Annotated in this window: 14 protein-coding genes; 6 read left to right on the forward strand and 8 right to left on the reverse strand. The window is 40.9% G+C overall.

Annotated features, from left to right (window positions below):
* Positions 1-12 precede the first annotated feature (12 nt).
* Positions 13-3,630 (reverse strand): DNA-directed RNA polymerase subunit beta, encoded by a 3,618-nt coding sequence (rpoB, locus tag IGJ53_RS13840; RefSeq protein WP_010733046.1) that lies wholly within the window; start codon positions 3,628-3,630, stop codon positions 13-15.
* A 727-nt stretch (positions 3,631-4,357) separates the two neighbouring features.
* On the opposite strand from rpoB, the gene IGJ53_RS13845 reads away from it, so the two are divergent.
* The 4 genes from IGJ53_RS13845 to IGJ53_RS13860 all read left to right on the forward strand — a co-directional run bounded on the left by IGJ53_RS13845 (position 4,358) and on the right by IGJ53_RS13860 (position 8,177).
* Entirely contained in the window at positions 4,358-5,326 is a 969-nt protein-coding gene (locus tag IGJ53_RS13845; protein ID WP_010733045.1) for an ABC transporter substrate-binding protein, read from the forward strand.
* 17 nt (positions 5,327-5,343) lie between these two features.
* Positions 5,344-6,249, forward strand: a complete 906-nt coding sequence (locus IGJ53_RS13850) for an ABC transporter permease (RefSeq protein ID WP_002320483.1) — start codon at positions 5,344-5,346, stop codon at positions 6,247-6,249.
* Complete coding sequence (locus IGJ53_RS13855; protein ID WP_010733044.1) at positions 6,246-7,052, forward strand: ABC transporter ATP-binding protein; 807 nt, start codon at positions 6,246-6,248, stop codon at positions 7,050-7,052. The genes IGJ53_RS13850 and IGJ53_RS13855 overlap by 4 nt, the downstream gene beginning before the upstream one ends.
* Positions 7,053-7,208: 156 nt before the next feature.
* The gene (locus IGJ53_RS13860) at positions 7,209-8,177 is read left to right on the forward strand and encodes a biotin--[acetyl-CoA-carboxylase] ligase (protein ID WP_259741638.1); all 969 of its coding nucleotides are present in this window, start codon (positions 7,209-7,211) and stop codon (positions 8,175-8,177) included.
* Positions 8,178-8,635: 458 nt separating this feature from the next.
* Here the strand turns inward: IGJ53_RS13860 and IGJ53_RS13865 are convergent, their stop codons facing one another.
* Together IGJ53_RS13865 and IGJ53_RS13870 are read right to left on the reverse strand one after the other, a co-directional pair.
* Positions 8,636-8,824 carry a hypothetical protein gene (locus IGJ53_RS13865; protein ID WP_010733042.1) on the reverse strand — a complete coding sequence of 63 codons (189 nt, stop codon included), beginning with the start codon at positions 8,822-8,824 and terminating at the stop codon, positions 8,636-8,638.
* A gap of 216 nt (positions 8,825-9,040) precedes the next feature.
* On the reverse strand, positions 9,041-9,286 hold the full coding sequence (locus IGJ53_RS13870) for a hypothetical protein (protein ID WP_016629240.1): 246 nt from the start codon (positions 9,284-9,286) through the stop codon (positions 9,041-9,043).
* A 373-nt stretch (positions 9,287-9,659) separates the two neighbouring features.
* On the opposite strand from IGJ53_RS13870, the gene IGJ53_RS13875 reads away from it, so the two are divergent.
* Positions 9,660-10,451, forward strand: a complete 792-nt coding sequence (locus IGJ53_RS13875; RefSeq protein ID WP_259741637.1) for a hypothetical protein — start codon at positions 9,660-9,662, stop codon at positions 10,449-10,451.
* Between the two features lie 87 nt (positions 10,452-10,538).
* On the opposite strand, the gene IGJ53_RS13880 is transcribed toward IGJ53_RS13875, so the two are convergent.
* From IGJ53_RS13880 to IGJ53_RS13900, 5 genes are all read right to left on the reverse strand, one after another.
* Complete coding sequence (locus tag IGJ53_RS13880; protein ID WP_438750485.1) at positions 10,539-16,625, reverse strand: putative mucin/carbohydrate-binding domain-containing protein; 6,087 nt, start codon at positions 16,623-16,625, stop codon at positions 10,539-10,541.
* A 36-nt stretch (positions 16,626-16,661) separates the two neighbouring features.
* Entirely contained in the window at positions 16,662-17,066 is a 405-nt protein-coding gene (locus tag IGJ53_RS13885; RefSeq protein ID WP_438750487.1) for an LPXTG cell wall anchor domain-containing protein, read from the reverse strand.
* Between the two features lie 4 nt (positions 17,067-17,070).
* Positions 17,071-17,682 (reverse strand): hypothetical protein, encoded by a 612-nt coding sequence (locus IGJ53_RS13890; protein ID WP_010733038.1) that lies wholly within the window; start codon positions 17,680-17,682, stop codon positions 17,071-17,073.
* A gap of 36 nt (positions 17,683-17,718) precedes the next feature.
* Positions 17,719-18,243 (reverse strand): hypothetical protein, encoded by a 525-nt coding sequence (locus tag IGJ53_RS13895; protein ID WP_010733037.1) that lies wholly within the window; start codon positions 18,241-18,243, stop codon positions 17,719-17,721.
* Between the two features lie 400 nt (positions 18,244-18,643).
* Positions 18,644-19,168: a DinB family protein gene (locus tag IGJ53_RS13900; RefSeq protein WP_259741633.1), complete on the reverse strand. Its 525-nt coding sequence runs from the start codon at positions 19,166-19,168 to the stop codon at positions 18,644-18,646.
* A gap of 285 nt (positions 19,169-19,453) precedes the next feature.
* Here IGJ53_RS13900 and scm point away from each other — a divergent pair, with 285 nt between their 5' ends.
* Positions 19,454-21,544 carry a collagen-binding MSCRAMM adhesin Scm gene (gene scm / locus IGJ53_RS13905; protein ID WP_438750490.1) on the forward strand — a complete coding sequence of 697 codons (2,091 nt, stop codon included), beginning with the start codon at positions 19,454-19,456 and terminating at the stop codon, positions 21,542-21,544.
* Positions 21,545-21,656 lie beyond the last annotated feature (112 nt).

A 21,656-nucleotide genomic window follows, 5' to 3' on the forward strand; every position in this document is an offset into this window, starting at 1 on the left:
TCATAGACCGGATTAGTCTAAATTATCTTCTGCGGTTTCAAAGTTTTGGATGACATCGTCTCTTTCATCTTCCACTTGTTCAGCAGCTTTCTTTTCTAATTCTTTGGCAGTTTGCTGTTCGGCAAATTTTGTCAAAGCATCAACAGTGATCAAATCGTCATCTTCATCGTCCATGTCGCGAAGTTCGATCTCTGTCTCTTCGATATCCAAGACACGCATGTCCAGACCTAGTGATTGCAATTCTTTCACCAATACGCGGAAGGATTCCGGTACACCTGGTTTTGGAATTGGTTCACCTTTGACGATTGCTTCGTATGTTTTCACACGTCCGACTACGTCATCTGATTTGTATGTCAAGATTTCTTGTAAAGTATAAGCCGCACCGTAAGCTTCCAGTGCCCATACTTCCATTTCACCAAAACGTTGTCCACCAAATTGAGCTTTACCTCCCAATGGTTGTTGTGTAACCAATGAGTAAGGTCCGATTGAACGTGCATGCAATTTGTCATCGACCATGTGAGCAAGTTTGATCATGTACATTACACCGACAGACACACGTCCGTCAAATGGTTCACCTGTACGTCCGTCGTACAGAACAGTTTTCGCATCGCTGGCCATACCGGCTTCACGAACTGTTTCCCATACGTCTTCATCACTTGCACCATCGAATACTGGCGTTGCTACGTGGATACCTAACTGACGTGCAGCCATACCCAAGTGTAATTCCAATACTTGTCCGATGTTCATACGTGAAGGCACCCCTAAAGGATTCAGCATGATATCGATTGGTGTTCCATCAGGTAGGAATGGCATATCTTCTTCCGGCATAATACGGGATACAACCCCTTTATTTCCGTGACGACCGGCCATTTTATCCCCTTCATGGATTTTACGTTTTTGAACGATATAAACACGAACTAACATGTTTACGCCTGGTGACAATTCATCTCCAGCTTCACGAGTAAAGATTTTCACATCGTGAACGATCCCGCCGCCGCCATGCGGTACACGTAATGATGTATCGCGGACTTCACGAGCTTTTTCGCCAAAGATCGCATGCAATAGACGTTCTTCTGCAGATAATTCTGTTACCCCTTTTGGCGTGACTTTCCCTACAAGCAAATCGCCATCTTGGACTTCTGCACCGATACGGATGATACCCATTTCGTCTAAATCTTTCAATGCGTCTTCCCCGACATTAGGGATTTCGCGTGTGATTTCTTCAGGTCCTAATTTTGTATCGCGGGCTTCTGATTCATATTCTTCAATATGAATAGAAGTGTATACGTCATCTTTTACCAAACGACGGCTCATGATGATCGCATCTTCATAGTTGTATCCTTCCCAAGTCATGAAACCAACTAAAACGTTTTGGCCTAGAGCCATTTCGCCTTGTTCCATAGATGGTCCGTCTGCCAGAGTATCCCCTTTTTCGACTTTCTCACCCAAATGAACGATTGGACGTTGGTTGTAGCTTGTTCCGGAGTTTGAACGACGGAATTTTGTTACATCGTATTTATCTAATGCACCGTTGTCGCGGCGTACGCGGATTTCAGAAGCATCAACGTATTCAACGACACCGTCATGTTTACATAACAAAGCAGCTCCTGAGTCATGCGCTGATTTGTATTCCATACCAGTACCAACCCATGGTGCTTGAGGATTGATCAACGGCACTGCTTGACGCTGCATGTTGGCACCCATCAAGGCACGGTTGGAGTCATCGTTTTCCAAGAAAGGAATACATGCTGTCGCAACGGCAACTACTTGTTTAGGTGATACGTCCATGTAGTCTACTTTATCAATAGATACTTCTAAGTTTTCACTTTGAGCACGAGCCATAACAACGTCTTGAGCAAATGTTCCATCTTCATTCAATGGGCTGTTTGCTTGGGCTACGATGTAATGGTCTTCGATATCTGCTGTCAAGTAGTCGATTTGGTCAGTAACCCGACCTGTTTCGCGGTCTACACGACGATAAGGTGTTTCGATAAATCCGAATTTATTTACTTTCGCATAACTGGACAAACTATTGATCAACCCGATATTTGGGCCTTCAGGAGTTTCAATCGGACACATACGGCCATAGTGGGAGTAGTGAACGTCACGAACTTCATAACCGGCACGGTCACGAGTCAATCCGCCAGGTCCTAAGGCTGAAAGACGACGTTTGTGTGTCAATTCGCCAAGAGGGTTTGTTTGATCCATGAACTGTGACAACTGAGAAGAACCAAAGAATTCTTTGATACTTGCCACAACTGGACGGATATTGATCAATTGTTGAGGTGTCAATGTTTCAGTATCTTGGATCGACATTCTTTCACGAACCACACGTTCCATACGTGCTAGCCCGATACGGAATTGGTTTTGTAAAAGTTCACCGACTGAACGGATACGACGATTTCCTAAGTGGTCGATATCATCGACATTGCCGATACCTTCCATCAAGTTCAAGAAATAGCTCATTGAAGCAATGATGTCGGCTGGACGAACTGTTTTTACAGCTGCTTCTGGATAGCCGTTTCCGATCACGTTCACTTCACGTTCAGGATCTCTTGGTGAAAATACTTTGATGACTTGGACAGTCATTGGATCTGTGACCACACCATCTTCTGATGGATAGTAAGTCACTGAATTTAGACCGTTATCAATGAAAGGAGCTAATGTTTCCATGACTTGGTGAGTCAAGACTGTTCCTTTTTCAACGATGATCTCGCCTGTTTCTGGATCAACTAATGTTTCAGCTAATGTCAGATTCAATAGACGTGTTTTCAAATCTAATTTTTTGTTTACTTTGTAACGACCAACGTTTGCTAAGTCGTAACGTTTTGGATCGAAGAAACGAGCATTCAGCAAGTTACGTGAGCTGTCTGCTGTTTTTGGTTCGCCTGGACGCAAACGTTCGTAAACGTCTTTCAAACCTTCTTCTGTTCTTGAGTCGCTTGCGTTTTTATGCAAGTCTTTTTCGATTGTATTGCGTAATGTTTCGCTGTCGCCGAAGATTTCAAAGATCGTATCATCGGAACCAAATCCTAACGCACGAACTAATACGGTTAAAGGAATCTTACGTGTACGGTCGATACGTACATAAGAGATGTCTTTTGCATCAGTTTCCATTTCTAGCCAAGCGCCACGGTTAGGGATAACAGTAGAACCGAATCCTTCTTTTCCGTTTTTGTCAACTTTTCCATGGAAATAGACACCTGGTGAACGGACTAACTGAGAAACGATTACTCGCTCTGCCCCGTTGATGATGAATGTTCCTTGTTCTGTCATTAATGGGAAATCACCGAAGAATACTTCTTGTGCTTTGATTTCGCCAGTCTCGCGGTTTGTCAAACGCAATGTTACATGTAATGGTGCAGAGTAGTTTGCATCATGCGCACGAGCTTCTGCTACTGTATACTTTGGTTCTTTCAATTCATAATCCACAAATTCCAAAGATAGATTGCCATTGAAGTCATCGATTGGCAAAATGTCTTCAAACATTTCTCTAAGTCCCTCATCTAAGAACCATTGGTAAGAGTCTGTTTGAATTTCGATCAAATTTGGTAATTCCAACACTTCACTGATTCTTGCGAAACTTCTACGTTCGCGATGTTTTCCGTATTTTACTACGTGTCCAGCCAAGCTCTTCACCCCTCTAAAATGTCATTCAAAAAGACTACCCGATCAATTGTTACAATAATATTTCAAATATTATTTTTAGGTAACAACAGACATTTTTTGCGGCTTTTAGGCAAAAAAAAACCAAAAATAGAACATTCTCTTGAAACCTTACTTCGTGAGCTTCTACTTTTGTTTCCTTATATTAAAGCCGAAACGGACAATATTTCGTTTCTGCCTTTTCTTCATCAGATAGTTTTTGCAACTTCATATACTACACTTATTTTCTATAAAAGTCAACACTTCCTGGCGTTTCTTCTGCTTTCTCGCAATATTTTCTTAATGTTTTCAATTTTATGTTTTCAATTATCTGACAATTCTTAATTGACAGACCTTTTTTTCTCGGTTATACTTTAGAAAATTCATTTTGTGGAGGAACTTCTATGCGAACCAACATCAAGCAAATCGTACCAACACAACTGAATAACTTTTACTTTAGCTACTTTAGATAGGTTTGTATTCATCATGATGGATACAAACGTTAAACGACAGTTTGTATCTATGATGGCTAAAGAACTTTGTATTGCAGCAAAAAGCCACGTAGACAAAATGCTAAGTGGCTGAGCAGTGAAAATACAAAGTAAAAGTATCAAGCATTCTACTTTTTCAATTTATTTTCCGACTTTTCAATCCATTTAGACATTTTGTCTGAATGGATTTTTTGTTTCCCAAAATTAAGGAGGAAAAAGAAATGAAAAAAAATATATTCATCGGATTAGGCGCTGCCCTGCTACTAGCTTTAGGAGGTTGCGCACAAAAAGACAATTCCGCAGAGGCATCAGATGGACAAAAAACAATTGGCGTATTGCAACTTGTACAACATAACTCGTTAGACGCTGCCTATAAAGGATTCAAAGAAGGATTAGCAGAAGAAGGGTATAAAGAAGGCGATAATCTAACAATCGATTATCAAAATGCCCAAAACAACCAAGACAACCTGAAAAGCATGAGTGAGAAACTCGTCAAAGAAGATCCTGATCTGCTACTTGGAATCGCCACTCCAGCAGCACAATCTTTATTAAATGAAACAACCACTATCCCGATGACTGTCACAGCGGTCACAGACTTGGAACAAGCCCATTTAGTCACATCCAATGAAAAACCTGGCGGCAATGTGACTGGCACGACAGATATGGTGCCAATCGAAAAACAAATCGGCTTACTGTTAACTATCGTGCCAGACGCCAAAACAATCGGCATCATGTATAACAACGGTGAAGCAAACTCTAAGATCCAAGCTGATTTGGCAGAAAAAGAATTGAAAAAAGCGGGCGTCAAAGTCAAAGTATTGACAGCAAATTCCACAAATGATGTCCAACAAGTGACGAAAAGTCTAGCTAAAGATGTAGATGGAATCTATATTCCTACTGATAACACGTTCGCAAGTGCGGCAAGTGTTGTCGGTGAAGTCGCAAAAGAAACAAAAACACCTGTCGTTGCTGGCGCAGTTGATCAAGTCAAAGACGGCGGTCTAGCAACAGTAGGGATCGACTACGAAAGCTTGGGCAAACAAACGGGGATCATGGCAGCAAAAATCTTAGACGGCAAGAAGCCAAGTGAACTTCCTGTCGAAACAGCGAATGATTTGGAACTGTATGTCAATAAAGACATGGCCAAAGCATTAGGCATCAATCCAGACAGCATCAAAGAAGCTGAATAAAACACAGGAGGATTCTCATGACAAATTTGCTCTCTCTTTTCTTATCATCTGCATCGCAAGGGGTCTTATGGGCCCTGCTTGCGATTGGTGTGTATGTCACTTTCCGTATCTTAGACATTGCCGACTTGACTGCTGAAGGAAGCTTTCCTTTAGGTGCAGGGATCGCGGCAGTAAGTATTACAAATGGCTATCACCCATTGACAGCTTGTCTTCTAGGCTTTTTAGGTGGTGCGGCAGCAGGGCTTGTTTCCGGACTGCTTCACACAAAATTAAAAATTCCCGCCCTTCTTGCAGGGATCATCACCATGACTGGTTTATATTCTGTCACCTCCCGTGTGATGGGTGCGCCGAACATCTCTTTATTGGGTCAGCCAACGATCTTTCATTGGGTCGAGTCATTCGGCATAACAAAAGACAACGCTGTACTAATCGTCGGTCTGCTTTTTGCTTTGATCGTTGTATGTTTACTTGTTTTGTTCTTACGTACAGAAACAGGACTTGCTATTCGTGCAACTGGCGATAATCTGGCAATGAGCGAAGCAAACGGAATCAACACAGATAATATGAAGATCATCGGTTATATGATCTCTAATGGATGCATTGCTCTTTCTGGCTCCTTGCTTGCGCAAAACAACGGCTTTGCTGATTTGAATTCTGGTATTGGAACGATCGTGATTGGACTTGCTTCTATTATCATCGCAGAAGTTTTGTTACGTAACCAGCCACTATTTCTCCGTCTCTTGACTGTCGTTTTAGGTGCGGTCATTTACCGTTTTATTTTGGCGTTAGTCTTCGAACTGAATGTTGAACCAAGTGATTCGAAACTTGCTTCTGCTTTCGTGCTAGTAATCTGTCTTTCTTTCCCGCAGATTCAGCAAAAATTCCATTTATCTCAAAAAAAGAAAGGCGGTAGTGTCAAATGAATGACGTCTTAACATTGGAAAATCTCCATCATACCTTTGAAAAAGGAACGATCAACGAAAACCATGTCCTGAAAGGTATTAATCTTTCTTTGGAACCCGGCGACTTCGTGACGATCATCGGCGGAAATGGTGCTGGTAAATCTACTTTGCTGAACAGCATCGCCGGTACATTTTCTGTTGATCAGGGACAGATTTTATTGAATGGAAAAAATATCACGAAAAAATCCGTTGTCGAACGTTCGAAATCCATCAGTCGCGTATTCCAAGATCCTAAACTAGGGACAGCCGTTCGTTTAACGGTAGAAGAAAATCTTGCTCTTGCTATGAAACGAGGAAAAAAGCGTGGCTTCTTTCGTGGTGTCAAATCGCAAGACCGAACATTTTTCAAAGAACAGCTGGCTCGGCTGAATTTGGGTTTGGAAAATCGTTTATCCTCAGAAATCGGTTTGCTGTCTGGGGGACAACGTCAAGCCATCACGCTGTTAATGGCTACATTGCAGCGTCCAGAACTGATCTTATTAGATGAACACACTGCAGCGCTTGACCCTGCTACTTCCAAAACCGTCATGGACTTGACAGAAAAGCTGATCACCGAGCAGAGTCTCACTGCTTTCATGGTCACTCATGACATGGAAGACGCGATCCGCTATGGAAATCGACTGATCATGCTTCATCAAGGAAGGATCGTCGTCGATATCCAGCAAGAGGAAAAACAGCAACTCACAGTACCTCAACTATTGGCGTTGTTCAAACAAAACAGTGGCACGATGTTGAAAGACGATCAAGTACTTTTATCTTCATAATCAGAAAGAGGCTGGGACAAAAAATGAACGCCCACCCTCTTCTTTTTTCTCTTTTCTTCTTTCATTTTTGCTTTATGTATCAACCGTTGTTTCTTCGAAAACTATTTTGTTCTCTCCTTCTTCCTGATAGAATGGATGGGAAAGGAGCTTGGTGCCATGACAACAAAAGACAAAGTACTTCATTTATTGAAAGAGACGCCAGATTTTCTTTCTGGAGAAAAGTTAGCACAGCAACTGGAAGTTTCCCGAACAAGTATTTGGAAAGCCATCAAAGAATTGGAAAAGGCAGGCTATCGTTTTGAGCACGGGCCTACAGGGTATCGTTACCTGCCCTCTGACGTACTAGATGCAAAAGAAATCCAGCAAGAGCTACGGTCTTTTATTCCCGATTTGAAGGTACAAACGATGTTGACTTCTGAATCTACGATGAAAGATGCCAAACTGGCAGCGGCTCACGGAGATTCTGTTTCGAAGTTATTTGTTGCTGATACACAAGAACAAGCTCGTGGACGTTTTGGACGACCTTTTTTTGCCGAACCTGGACGAGGAATCTATATGAGTCTCTTGCTCCATCCAGACAAACGGTTTGATGAACTGCCTCAATATACGATCATCGCAGCCAGTGCCTGTGTGAAAGCCATTGAATCTGTTACCGGTCGTTCTGCTTCGATCAAATGGGTCAATGACATCTACATGGATGGAAAAAAAGTCTGTGGGATTTTATCTGAAGCAGTCAGTGATATGGAAAGCGGCAGGATCAGTCATATCATTATCGGGATCGGGCTGAATTTTTCTGTTCCTCAAAATCATTTTCCAGCTGATCTCCAAGAAAAAGCCACTTCTGTCTTTCCTGATGGACAAGCGAGTCTCACAAGGAATCAACTGATCAGCAAAATCTGGCAGGAGTTGTTTACCTATCTTTCTCAACCGAAAAAAGCATTGGACTTTTATAAAGAAAAATCATTCGTATTGGGAAAAACCGTGTCGTTCAATCAAAAAGGAACGACTTATGTCGGTCTTGCAAAAGAAATCGGTGATCATGGTGAACTGATCGTCCAAACAAATGAACAGGAAATGAGTTTGTCTTCTGGCGAAATCAGTCTCACATCTATCCGTACGCAATAATATCAGATTTCACAAAAGGACACCTGATCTCATACAGTGTCCTTTTTTCTAAGTTCTCTTCAAACGACTCTCTTTATCCTCTCAACTTGTAGTTTTTCTATCCTCTAGAAAAAGGTGTTCTAAACGTATCAAGAAAACATGGTACACTTTCATTAAATGAATCAATGCAAAAAAACAGGAGAAACATGCGTTTGTACAGCAAAAAGAGATAGAGGACCGATTCCTTTTCTCGGTTTTCTATCTCTTTTCTATCAATGGTGGTAAAGCTGATTATTGTTTCTATTCAGTTTTTTTATGATACCCACAAAGGACTATTTGGTAGTCCTTTGTGAAAATACTTATGAGATCATAAGTTATGTGCTTGTTTCCTAAAAAATATCTATCTCCTCATCGTTCTTTTTATTGAGGAACGATGTCGATAGAGCCGATATAGCCTGCGCGATAATTTTCGATGACTATCAGTAGCAGGCATTGTCGATACCATCTTCTCCCCTAGGATTGAGATAGTTCACCTTTTCTTCTTGAAGCGTGCGACTGATATTGAGCACGTGATTTTCCGCTTGCAAGTCTTCATTGATGAACATATTTATCATACTCGTCAACACTAGCGTTGATAGTAATAGACTACCAATGATTTTCTTTTTCAATCCAATTACTCCCCTTTTATTATCTATGTAGCAACCAACTTACAACTAAAAAATCAACGCATCCCATCCCCCCTGTCTGACATTCTCGTGTTTCCATCTCCTATGATAAGGGACTATTTTGTTTTTTAATCTTTTTGTATGCGATTGCAACACTTTTAATAACATATTTGTTATTTTTTCCTACTTGTTACATAGATAGAACAATAAATAGAGTGATCAAGAAAGTTCTTTTGCTTTTGGAAAGAACTTCAGCTGGTTCTCCGGTGCTTCGCACACCACTTGCATTTTGAATTTTTTCTCTGCGACAGAACGGATCAAAAATTTGTCTGCGCTCGTCAATTTTATCCCGCTTTCTTTTTCGATGTCTTCAAACGTAAATGCATGTTTCTCTCCTTTTAGCCGAAGGATCAGGGGCGAAACGTCTGTACGTGTTAAATTAGTGATGAGTTTTTTCAAATGCATCCTCCTCAATTTGATTTTTGCGGACAGCTGTTTTTCGCTTAGATAGACAGTAAAAATCGGCTGATTCCTCTGCCAACTTCACTTATGTTTTTACTATAACATGTTTTTTTTCATGCCTTGGGACCATAATTTCTAAAATTAAAAAAGAATGATACGAAGAAAAAAAGCCTTTGACAACAAGGATAAATGAGGATTGAAAAAAATCGTTACGTGCCTTTTCTCATAAATAAGCCCCTTGTTTTATTTTTTATGGAAAATATCAGAAAAGCGTACCAGATATTTTCCACCTTAGAAAAAGCAGGAACAAAAACAAAAAGAAAGCATGATAAAGTGAATACAAAGATACAAATAAAAAAAGAAAAGAGGAATTGACATGCCAAAAGAAGATATTGCAAATTCACCAGATTATAGGCAAGAAACACTATTAGATAAAATGATCAGTGAGATTAAAGACCCTTCGATAAAAAAACTTGCAGCACAACTACAAGAAAAGACCAATGCTGTGGACATTGCAAAGACAAACGCAAGCAACTACGGCAAATTTACACCTGAATCCAAAATAACTGAATATAAAAATGAGTATAACGAGGCAAAATCAGAAGTAGAAAAAGCACGAGAGGAACTAGGAAAACGATCACCAACAATATTAAAAACCTTTGATAATACTAGAAAAACAATGGCGAAACAAAAGGCACAACAGAAGCAAAAAGACCAATCAGTTAAAAAACAAGAGGCAAAACAAAATAGTGATTTAAAAGATTTTAAGAAGTTGCTAACTAATCAAAAAGATAATTTAAAACAATATAAGAATGTAAATACATTCATGAATAGACGTTTCAACAAAAATAAAATCGCAAATGCAATACAAAATTACGTAACTACTCAAGTAAAAATTGATAATGCAATCAAAGCTGATCAATCGTTATATTTGAATACTAAGCAAGAGAGGGCGAAGCTAGAAAATCCACCTCAAAAATTACAAAAAGCAGTTGAGGAATACAAACAGAACCTTTCTAAAAGCCTAACCTCTCATCAGGTAAAAAACAGACGAAAATCCACCCACGCAGCATTAGGTAACTTAACTCAACACGCTAGTGAAAAAGCTAGTGGTTCAAATCTATCAAGTCCATCTCTGCCGAAACCTAACCACACACTTGGAAAATAATACTCAAGAAGCCCATCAACCGATTTCAATCGATTGATGGGCTTTTATGTTCGTACATCATTTTCTTCAAATCAACATCTTTCTACCTTACGAAGCAACCTCAAATCGATAGCGAATGTCCAATCCAATATTGACTTCTTGCTGATAGTTCCCGAAGTATTGACCTTCGATCATAAATTGGGTTTGTTCATTCGGTGCTAGCTCAGCAACTACCTGGTTTGGTGTACTTTCATAAAGATCGACAAGGATATTGCTCGTCTTGTAATTCATACGAAGTTTTGCCGCTGCCCTCTCTGCAGATGGATCTGCATCAGCTGTACGTAACAGCTCCAAGTTATTCGTATTGTTCGTGATGTTGATTTCTTCCACACTGACTTTTAGATTTCTCGTCCCAGCATTCTCGATGTAGTAAAGCGGGGAAGAAACCATTCCTTTATTTACGTCAGTCGTTCCGAAAAGCAATTTTTTAGGAATCTTGACATCGATCCATTCCGTCGAGTTCTCCACGATAAATGGCACCGTATAGTTATACGTAGCTGTACCGCCTGTCGCTAACGCTTCTTCTACTTCGATGATTCCGTTACTTGTTCCAGCTTTACTTGTGTCAGGATATTGGATGAACTTTGTCACATGGATCGTATCGAATCCGTCAGTCGACAGATAAGATTCGATATTTTGACTTAATTCCTCTTCTGTCAATCCACTTTCAATGGTTTGTGTTTCTACCTTCAATTGATTGATACGTAGAAGATTGAACCCATTGGCTGTCATTTCGTAAAAAGCTTGCGGGTAGCCGATTACTTCTTTTACTAGTTGTTCATTTCTTGAGACAGCTGTTTTATTTCCAAGTAGGTTATTCCCCGCAGAATCAAAAACTTCAAAAGAAAGCACATCACCATAGGCTAATTCATTTTGTCTAAGAACATTGTTCCAGTTGCTCCTCAGTGTTTGTGCGTCCACAGTTAAGTTATTTGTCAAAAGGGAGAATCTTGGCGAAGTAAGATCACCACGATAAAATACTGCTTGTGGTGCAGAGGCTACTGGACTGAAAGAATCAAGTCCGTCTCCTTGCGTAGCTGTCAGTTTTGGCAAATTATTCTCTTCGGTCAATGACAGAACAGCCACTGTCTTATCAGAGTTTGCTGCCTGATCTTGGGCGATGATCGAGTTCCCCCACTTCACTTCATAAGGAACTGTCAGTTGTACAATACCTAGTCCATCAGTTGTACGGACTTCAATATCGATTTCACGTGTACCAATCAATGACGTATCAAGTTCTGAACGTAAGACTACTTCATACTCACTCGCATCCACGACTGTGCCATTTACTCGTACATTTCTAACCAATTCCTTTAGATGGCGTCCATCGGCACTTTCACCTAAGTTGAACGTTTGTGGAGCTGCTTCTGCTTCCAACTGTTTGATTGGAACTAATCCATTGTCAGTTACTCGGTAGTAAGAGAAAAGTGTGCCGAATGTATAGTTTTCGGCAACTTCATTTACCATCAGTCTGCTTCGAGTCCGAGATTCTGCATGGTAAACTTTGATGATATTCCCCGCAGAAACCTCCAATGGATTACCTTGATTGAATCCATTGATTGCATCCCTGATAACCGCATTACCCTTGACTTCATATTGATAGGTGCTTGTTTCTCCGTTGAATACTTCGATTGAATAATACACGTCATTGCCGAAATTAGGGTGAACGTTTAAATATTGACGACTACTGTTATCACCAAATGTCGAATGAAGTTGTAGCTTTCCATTCCCACCTTTTATCAAACTGTAGGATCCGACTGTATTTTCACCAAGTCCTCTCAAGGAAATCGTACTTCCCCATTTGACTTCATACGGTACAGTTGTTCTCAGGATGCCTAATCCGTCCGTCGTGCGTATTTCGACTTCTACTTCACGCGTATCGATCAACGTCGTGTTGACTTCGGAACGTAACGAGATTTCATATTCACTTGCATCCACTGCTACACCATTTACCTGCACATCCGTAACGAACTCGTTTAGGTCACGTCCATCCGTGTTTTCACCTAAGTGGAATGTCTGAGGAACTGCTTCAGCTTCCAAGTGTTTGATCGGTACTAATCCATTGTCCGTTACTCGGTAGTAAGAAAAAGGTGTACCAAAGGAGTAGTTTTCTGCTACTTCGTTTACCATCAATCGACTGCGGCTGTGGGACTCCCCATGAAAGACTTTGATGACATTTCCCGCAGAGACCTCTAACGGCTGGCCTTGATTGAACCCATTGATTGCATTTTGGATAATCGCATTACCTGTGACTTCGTATTGATAGGTGCTTGTTTCTCCGTCTAATACTTCGAGGGAATAATAGACACTACTTCCATAATAAGAATGGACTTGCGAACCTTGATTCGTTCTATTGTCACCAAATGTCGAATGAAGTCGCAATGTCCCATCTGTGCTTCTCGTTAAACTATAGGCGCCAACTGTACGATCACTAAGTCCTCTTAAAGAAATCGTACTTCCCCATTTCACTTCATATGGAATATCTAATTCTAAAGATACAGAGGATTTAATAGAAGTTACTTTGACTTTTACGTTACGATCGCCTACTAAAGAAGTATCAAAATCAGTGAGTCGCTCTACTTCGTATTGATCAGGAGGAATCACTGTATCATTTAATGTGACCTCTTCTAATAAATCGTGAAGATCTAATCCACTAGTATTTTCGCCGAGAACAAAATCCTGTTTCATTGGTTTCACTGCAAAAATAGGAGGCATTGGCTCAAATCCATCTTCTGTCACTTTATAGTAAACATAGTTCGTCCCATAAGTGTAATTTTTCTCTTGTTCATTCTCCATCAATAAGTTTTTATCTTTATAGTTATTTGATCCCTCTTCTTCGATGTGATAGACTTTCACGACATCTCCGACAGCTACAGCTAGTGGAGTCCCATTGTTGAATTGATTGATCGAATCTTCGACGATCATTCCCCCCGTTACTTCATGCATGAATTTCCTTGATCCATCAGATAATACTTCGATGGAATAGTAAACCGTGTCTGGGAACAACTGATGGACTTGACTGGTAAGTGAATAGATCTCACCTTTCGTTGTAACGATCTGCATAGCTCCATTCGCATTTTTGTTTAGGCTGTAAACACCGACTGTTCCGTAACCATAACCTTTTAATTTAAGCGTACTTCCCCACTTGACGGTAATCGGCACTTCGATGACTGAAACAGCTCCCCATGAATCTTCCAGTTGAATGCTAGCGGTCATCTCTCCAACGCGATCGATGTTTGGTCGGTTTAGATACGTTGCTTTCAGCGCTGACGGATCGTCTCTGTCATCTGATACATTCTCTAGCAGATCCATCGGCGAATCTGGCAAAGATTCTCCTAAATGCAATTCTTGCGCAATTGGATCAGCTGTTGGAGGGGCGTTTTCAACTGTAAAGGAGATCTCATAGTCATAGGAGACTGTCTTTCCTGTAGATAAAGTTTCTGTTACTCGGATCCTTCCGATTGTTGTACCGACGACAGAAGTATCTGGATACTGGACAAATCTATCCAAGTTGATATTCTCTACACTTGATACATCTAAGAACTCGGCTAATTGACTGTCTAATTCACTCTCCGTCATCCCTTGTGATATCGTGTGACTTGATGTAGTTAGTTTATTGATATTTAGCGCTCGGTAACCGCCTGCTGTAATCTCGTAGTAGACTTCTCCGCCGTTAGAGACAAATTGCTCGTTTTCTGTCACTGCATTCTTTGTTGGATCTGCCACCCATGTACGGACGACATCCCCATAGTTGACCGTTTGTGTGGTCCAGCGACTTAAGACATCTTGTTGTCTCTCTCCTCCTCTTGCTGAGACTGCTTGATTCGCGGAATCATTTGTCAAATCAAGAGTATTTTTTTGACTAAAATCGTACCAAGAGAAATTATAGTAATTTTGGCCTAAATAATTTTCATTTATCACAAAATTATTGGTAGGTAAATTATTTCTACCTGTAACTGCAGTAATCGACGGATGAGCTCCACGATGATGCAAGGTGAAAGCTGCTGCTGATCGAACACTCATTGCATCTGTGGTGCCATACACAATACTATTTCCCCATACGATTCCTATATTGACAGATGTATCTTGTGATAGTGTTGTCCCATTCACAGTGACTCGAATCGATTGTGGTCTTCCAACGATGCTCACAGTATCTGTAGCAATAGGTGCAGAAGTCATTTCTACCTCATAACTATCGTCATCAAGTTTCTCTCCATCTACCTCGACATCTAAAAACTGACGTAGATCGACTGTATTCATATCTGTTCCTAGCAATACCTTACTATCAGGCTTAGCCGTTACTTCAAGTTTAGAAGTAACAACAAAGGGTACTGTATAGTCGTATGTCACAGTTTTTCCTGTAGACAAGGTTTCTTCGACTCGGATCGTTCCGGTTTTTTCTCCGGGAGTAGAGGTATCTGGATAATCGACGAATCCTACTATTCGAAGATTTTCTTTGCCAGAAGTGTCTAGATATTGACTGACTTGACTATCCAAAGACGCTTGCGAAGTCCCATGTTCAATCGATTGTTCTGTTGGCGTCAATGTGTTGATATCCAATTTACGATAACCGTTCGTAGTAATTTCATAGTAGACTTCTCCACCATTAAAGACAAATGGCGCATCTATTGTCATTGAATTTGTCACTGCGTTCTTTTCTGGATCTGCCACCCATGTACGGACGACATCCCCATAGTTGACTGTTTGTGTGGTCCAGCGATTTAAAACATCAGACCGTCGTTCGTCACCTTTTGCTGTTACGGCTTGATTAGCAGACACGTTCGTCAGATCCGCACTGTTTTTTTGACTTAAGTCATACCAAGAGAAATTATAGTAATTTTGTCCTGCGTATCTTGTATCTATAAACGCATTAGGACCCGTACTGTCTCTCCCCATAGCTGCAGTAACCAATGGACGAGCTCCCCGATGATGTAAGGTGAAAGCAGCTACTGTCCGATTACTCATTGCACTGCTCCCACCAAACACGATACTATCTCCCCATACGACGGGTACTTGTAAATGTATTCTTCCACTCTCATGAACGGTTCCATTCAGCCTATAGCGAATCCTCACCCATCCATTTCGTAATCCTGCTATACCTATAAAATCCCAGAGACCTAAGTTAGACTCAATGATCTCGTAACTATCTGGGGGCAACAGTATCCCGTTAACCCGTACTCTCAGACTATCTTTTTGCGCCTGAGGACGCACTTCTCCCAAAGCAAGAGGACTTTCAGGATTTGCTGTGATCTCTACAGTAGGTGCTGGCCTAGTATTGACCGTAAAATTCCCGATTGACAGATAGTTGATCGGCACATCTTCTATACGCACAGGTCCTAATGGCCCCCACGAAGGCACCGCAGTAGCACCTAATACAAGATTATGGATCCCAGCTGTTAATTGGTAGTCGGTACGGTTGCTGGCTCTTGTTCTAGTAATCGTACCTGACATCGTCATCGTGAAATTGTTATTGTTTATCGTGTGATTCGACGTAATACTAAGATCGCCAGAAGCACCCCCGACTTCGACGACTTCCGTACGTCCAATCTGGTAAGTTGTTAAATAAGCACTTGTATGATTTGGCGGTCGACCATAGGACATCCCGTCAAACCACTCAATACCGATATTATTATTACCAACAATGTGTGCGATCCAGTCATTGCCGTTCCCGTGTGCGAAAGAATGAGTTGGGATCGTAAAGCTGTAGGAAATACTGTCTCCTACATTGGGGCCCAGTTCTGACAAGTTGCTGACTCCCGCGTTAAATCCAGGTTGAGCTGTTGCCCGATAGGTGCTTTCTCCATTACTTCTCAGTTCCCCTCGATATTGGGGAATATTGGGAAGATCAGGATTCTGTGGACTTGGCACAGCCGTTTCTGGTACAGGAGCTACTGGCTCTGTTTGCGGTTCGACGGTCGACGGTTCGACTGGTTCCGCTGATGCTTCTTCTGCTACAGGCTCGGCTACTGCAGAAGCTTCTTCCACTTGCGGTTCGGCTATTGGTTCTGTCGGTGCTTCTTCATTTGCTGACTCGCTACTTTCAGGCGTCAAAGATGAGACTGCGTAGACAAGGGTAGTCGGGCTGATGCTGGAAAACAGCAAGGTAAAAACTGCTAATATTTTGAATAGTTTCATTTTTCTCTCCTCTCTCTTTTGTATTTGCTCGTCTGTCTAAACATTTGTGTCTCCAGACAAGGTTTTTTTACTTAATAAAGAAAGAGAACCGAGGAGAAGCAGCACGCCTGCTGCCGCTACCCACCTACTTGTCCCTACAGCATTCGTCTGAGGCAGATTGCCTTTAGTGTCGCTAGAACCGGATGTTCCCGACGTATCTCCACCGGTACTTTTTCCCGAATCAGTTGCGGAATCCGCAGTTGAGCCTGTACCAGGCCCAGCACTTGAACCTGTTCCAGGATCTGTGCTTGGACCTGTTCCAGGTTCCGTTGGTTTTTCTGAATAGATCAGTCCGCTAACTTCGATCGTGCTTTCTTTTTCTGCTGCATCTGCCAAACCGCTCATTGATAGACAGATAAACCCTAGAAGGAAAAACAGCGGAAGGATCCCTGTTTTTTTCATTTTTTTATACCCCTATTGCTTCAAATTGCAAGACAAGCTCATATTTAGGATTGATGGCTTCCCCAAATTGGAAATTCGCTCCGACGCTACCAGAGAAAGTGAACTCTGTGACATCGTTTTGGTTCGGCAATGTCACTAATTCACGTGGAAATTGTGGAGCAGTCGTCGGGTTGACTAAAGGGATGGATGTACTGCTGCTGACACTATCCATGTTCAACACTAATTCCGGCACTTTATCTGCATCTTGCCCTTTAACGAAGTTGCCCACAGAGACTTTCACGCCTTTTGTCGAATTGTTTCTGATTTGATAGATTGGTGCTACGACCTTCCCCTCTGTCGCATCTGTTTGTCCGAACAAGACTTTTGTCGGGATCGATACATCGATCCAATCAACTGGATCTGTTGGCCCAGGTCCAGGCCCTGGGTCAGTCGGGTCCCACTCTTTAAAAGTACCTTCTGCTGGGATCGTTGCGTTATCTTGCTTTTGGACTGATTCGTAAACCGTATTCGGATCAGGTTCGCCACCCACCCACGTATAAGCGCTTACCGTTTGTCCGATTGCCGCACTGCTTACTAATGCAAGTGCCGGCAACACCATTTTTCTTGAGACTTTCATTTCTTTTCCTCCTAAAAAATATATATTTGCTATCAGTTAACTTTCAACTGTTAACTTTCCAACGACAGAAGATGTTCCGACTACATTCTTTTCGGTATCCAAAAATTGGACCGTACTGATCGTTTTGTATGTTCCTTTAGCTACTTTACGCAACAGTTTGCCTTCACTTACATATTGTTCTGGCTGGATCACTCCAGAAATGTAGATTTCATCGTCTTCTCCTTCGATATAAGTTGTCACTTCGATGGCATATTCGTTACTGGGCGGGTTTTGGATATTGACTGACCCAGGTTTGTCAGAGGTATCAAAACGCATCGTCGTATCCAACTTCAGTCGAACATAATCTTCGTCTGCTTGATCTTGCAGAAAATTACGCAACTCTTCTTCTGACATGTCCTTGATGAATGATTGATCGCCGCTATTCAAATTCATGATCACTTCCGGCTCTTTCCAGAAATGGTCATAGACAAAAAAGCCGCCGAGTGCAACTACCAGTACTACTAGGGAAGCGATGATCTTTTTTTTGTGTCGTTTGACCAGAATATCTTCCTCCTTTGCCATTTTTTATCGATAGAGCTTTCCTGTTTTTTCTATAAAAACAAATGGATCTGATTTTAGTTTTCCATGATGCTTTTATCGTTAAAACTGCCTACCTGTTAATACTTTATCAGACTCAGAACACACTCTCAGAACAGTTTTTTCCTTTTGTAGAAATATGTGGATGACCAGAAAAGTTAAATAAACTTCCTTCTTATTGGATTATTTATTAGGTTAAAATAGTAATCGGTTACAATATAAAATGGAGGGATTTGAAATGAAAAATAGAAAATTGCGTTTACTGACGGCTTCACTACTATTTAGTACATTCCTTACTACTATACAGACCGTGGATGCCAATCAACTGAAATCAAAAAAGAACTTGCGACTTGTTTTTGTCGTAAGTTCTTTTTTATTTAGTGTCTTAGTCTTTCAATCCCAACAAACGTCTCGCATAGATTACCTGACCAGAGTGCATGGCAGCATCATCAATAATAGAAACGAGACGCATCCCTCGCGTGACTGGTGGTGTCCAGTTCTCATCAATTACTTCATCTAGCTCGGAAGGTTCTAACCCTCTTAAATAAGAAATAGCAGAATCAGAAGCTGCCCGCAAGTATCCTAGCAAGTCTTCTACTTGATTAGCTTGGATCTGTTTTGCTTGTTCCAGACTTTGCTTCCAATCTTGTTCGTCATCTGCTATTGTCATCGGAAACCGACTTTCCCAGTCTTGGCTGTGCCAAATTGGAGAGGTACTGGCTAAATCAGCAATCTGGAAATCCAATTCTCGAGCGGTATGCCAAGCCAGCCAAGTCATTGATTTGATTTGCGGGGCTCTGTCTTCCACTGGAAAACGGTTGGCCTCCTCAGTAGAGACGCCTTCAAACAAACGTTCAAATCGCTCATATGCTCGGTCCACACTCTCGCATAACATATCTAAATAATTCATCTGTTTTCCTCCTTTTTATTTATCCTACTTGCTTTTTCCTAACTCTAGGATTTCTACTTATATGTTACTACACCCCCTCATTTTTTACACTTTCCAGTCACTAACATGAATCGTTTGAAGATTGAAAAAGAAAAATACTTCTCCATTAGTATTTGAATAAAAGCAAGCAAAATGAATGATTCATTAATATTGTTTAAATAAACAATGATTTTTCAAACGAACAGTTTAACCCTAGGAAAAAAAGTGTATAATAGGAAAATATTTGAAAAAGGAAGAAGGTAAACAATGAAAAAAGGGGTAAGTTTACTTGTACTAGTTACTTTATTGTTCAACATCTTTTCGTATGGTGTGACCGTTTCAGCGGAGACATTTCCTAAAGATCCTGGGAATGTTTATAATGATTTAACTGGTAACTATGGTTTGCTGGGAATTGCTAGTCAATTCCATGTATTTGCCAAAAATAAGACAACTGTTAATGCACATACAGACGGAAATATAGCGACACATGAACTGGATGCAAAAAATAATTTTGGGACAGAGCTTCATGAAGGTTTGTTGAACCAAGAGATCAATTATATACAAAAAACTGATTCTTTCATTAATTCTTCAGGTATCCCTACTGGTGACACAAGAGTAAATAAATTTGTCGTTGGTAGTAGTGTGAATGTAGCATTACAAGATGGGCATCCTACGGTTAATGGATCAAGGCTTGATCACTTAACTCCAGATGATTTTTATAAAGATCGGGATGGAAACGAATATATTGATTTCGAGCAAGAATTTGCTAGATTGAATGTAGCAGCAAATGACCTTGCAACTGCCACCCCAGCTAAAACATATACTGCTGCGGATTTTCCAGACATGAATAATCGAACCATTGACTTGACTGGTTTATCGAATTCTGGATTTTTATTGGTAAATATCGACGCAGAAGTGTTAACGATGAATACGCCACTTCAAATCATTAATCCAAGTGATCAAGTAGTCGTATTTAATGTCATCAACAGTGCTTCTGCATTGAACGTACAGTCACCAATCAAATACAATGATCGTTCAAATCATGAAACAGAAGATTTTTCGGATGCGAATATCTCTTGGAATTTCGGAAATGAAATGACTGATTTGACAATCAGTGCTCCTTTTCAAGGAACGGTTCTTGCGCCTAATGCCACTATTCACATTACTCAAAACCAAGACGGAACGATTATAGGGACAAATGTGATTTTAGATGCGGCTACCAATCGTTGGGATCCTAACGAAATATTTATCAGCGACAATGGTACAGGCGGTACAGATACCACGTCCACAAGTGATAGTACGGATACAACTACCACTTCAAGTGATAGTTCCGATACATCAACTACAAGCGATAGTACAGATACAACTGCTTCAAGTGATAGTACAGACACAACTGCTTCAAGTGATAGTACAGATACCACGTCCACAAGTGATAGCACAGATACAACGACTACAAGCGATAGTACAGATACCACGTCCACGAGTGATAGTACTGACACGTCAACTACAAGTGACAGCACAGACACAACTACCACTTCAAGCGATAGCACAGATACAACGACTACAAGCGATAGTACAGATACCACGTCCACGAGTGATAGTACTGACACGTCAACTACAAGTGACAGCACAGACACAACTACCACTTCAAGCGATAGCACAGATACAACTGCTTCAAGTGATAGTACGGATATCACATCCACAAGTGATAGTACCGACACAACAACTACAAGCGATAGTACAGATACAACAGCTTCAAGTGATAGTACGGATACCACATCCACAAGTGATAGTACCGACACAACAACTACAAGCGATAGCACAGACACAACTACCACTTCAAGTGACAGTACAGGTACAACGACTACAAGCAATAGTACGTATACTACTACCACTTCAAGCGATAGCACAGATACAACAACTACAAGCGACAATACGGATACAACAACTACCACTTCAAGTGATAGTACCGACACAACTGCTTCAAGCGATAGCACAGATACAACGACTACAAGCGACAACACGGATATCACTGGCACAGGCGTTAGCAAAGACCCTAGAACTACAAATATTAGTACGAATACAACGGCCATAAGTGACAGTACCGATACGATAGATACAACATTTATCACAAGTGATAGCCGTCATGCAAGTGTCTCCTTCCCAAGAACAAGTTCGGATAACAGGACGAACGTTAACGTAACTAATAAAACAAGCGATGATCATTTAAACAAATCCAAAAAAGTACTTCCTAAAACTGGAAGTCAATCAAATAATTGGATAACATTCGCAGGCGTTATATTACTTGTAATCGGTTTAAGCATCACTTTCATGAGTAATAAGAAGTCGAAAAGATAAAAAGATGATCCGAGATAAAAAATAAAGAGCAACGTCAGTTAGTGACGTTGCTCTTTATTTTTGCTTGTTAACATCAATAAAAAACATTTCAAGTGATCCAAAAACACGCAGA

The sequence above is a fragment of the Enterococcus sp. DIV1283b genome, assembly GCF_051710965.1.
In the GTDB taxonomy this organism is placed as follows: Bacteria; Bacillota; Bacilli; order Lactobacillales; family Enterococcaceae; genus Enterococcus_B; species Enterococcus_B lactis.

Excerpts from the sequence above, each read along its gene's own strand:
- IGJ53_RS13845 (WP_010733045.1), top strand. The coding sequence starts at position 4,358 with ATGAAAAAAAATATATTCATCGGATTAGGCGCTGCCCTGCTACTAGCT.
- IGJ53_RS13850 (WP_002320483.1), top strand. The coding sequence starts at position 5,344 with ATGACAAATTTGCTCTCTCTTTTCTTATCATCTGCATCGCAAGGGGTC.
- IGJ53_RS13855 (WP_010733044.1), top strand. The coding sequence starts at position 6,246 with ATGAATGACGTCTTAACATTGGAAAATCTCCATCATACCTTTGAAAAA.
- IGJ53_RS13860 (WP_259741638.1), top strand. The coding sequence starts at position 7,209 with ATGACAACAAAAGACAAAGTACTTCATTTATTGAAAGAGACGCCAGAT.
- IGJ53_RS13870 (WP_016629240.1), bottom strand. The coding sequence starts at position 9,286 with ATGCATTTGAAAAAACTCATCACTAATTTAACACGTACAGACGTTTCG.
- IGJ53_RS13875 (WP_259741637.1), top strand. The coding sequence starts at position 9,660 with ATGCCAAAAGAAGATATTGCAAATTCACCAGATTATAGGCAAGAAACA.
- IGJ53_RS13880 (WP_438750485.1), bottom strand. The coding sequence starts at position 16,625 with ATGAAACTATTCAAAATATTAGCAGTTTTTACCTTGCTGTTTTCCAGC.
- IGJ53_RS13885 (WP_438750487.1), bottom strand. The coding sequence starts at position 17,066 with ATGAAAAAAACAGGGATCCTTCCGCTGTTTTTCCTTCTAGGGTTTATC.
- IGJ53_RS13890 (WP_010733038.1), bottom strand. The coding sequence starts at position 17,682 with ATGAAAGTCTCAAGAAAAATGGTGTTGCCGGCACTTGCATTAGTAAGC.
- IGJ53_RS13895 (WP_010733037.1), bottom strand. The coding sequence starts at position 18,243 with ATGGCAAAGGAGGAAGATATTCTGGTCAAACGACACAAAAAAAAGATC.
- IGJ53_RS13900 (WP_259741633.1), bottom strand. The coding sequence starts at position 19,168 with ATGAATTATTTAGATATGTTATGCGAGAGTGTGGACCGAGCATATGAG.
- scm (WP_438750490.1), top strand. The coding sequence starts at position 19,454 with ATGAAAAAAGGGGTAAGTTTACTTGTACTAGTTACTTTATTGTTCAAC.